Genomic DNA, 559 nt, shown 5'->3' on the forward strand with positions numbered 1-559 from the left:
GAATATATTCAGATACAGTTACACCAACCTCTTTTTGAAAAATACGATGATAGTGATACTTTGAAAATCTAGCAAACTGAGCAATACTTTCTAAGGATAGTTCTTCATGTAAGTTTTTCTCTATATACTCAATCGTCTTTTGTATGATGGGACTGTAACTCATTCTCTGAACCTCCTTACAAAAAGGATAACAAAAAAGGCAAGAGCTTTTTTGACTTATATTGCTTTGTTTTACTTACTAGACTTGCCCAAAATTTGATGCAAAGTTTACCATGTAGAAAGAACCGAAGGCTCCCCTAGGTAGCTTGTAACTGATTTTTTATCAAATCCGGCTGCGTTCCTGCCTTTGCTTCATAGTAAACAAATTCGATCCGACTCTCTGTCTTTTTGTTTTACCAACTTCATAGTCCTGTTAAGATATCACCGTGTCCTGTTACACTACAGAACATGGCTGTAAAAGAAAGCAGTGTCAAAACCGCTTCATTGCAACGGTACTACGTATTTGATAACCGTTAAAGGAAAAGTTGCTTTTCATGGTACGAAAATAAGTCTCAATCGC

General features: G+C 36.1%; 1 protein-coding gene. It reads right to left on the reverse strand.

Annotated elements, in window-relative coordinates:
- Positions 1-163: helix-turn-helix transcriptional regulator (locus tag AF333_RS31370; protein WP_152968254.1), on the reverse strand; the 163-nt coding region annotated here is incomplete at its 3' end.
- Between the last annotated feature and the right edge of the window lie 396 nt (positions 164-559).

This window comes from Aneurinibacillus migulanus, from assembly GCF_001274715.1.
Taxonomy (GTDB): domain Bacteria; phylum Bacillota; class Bacilli; order Aneurinibacillales; family Aneurinibacillaceae; genus Aneurinibacillus; species Aneurinibacillus migulanus.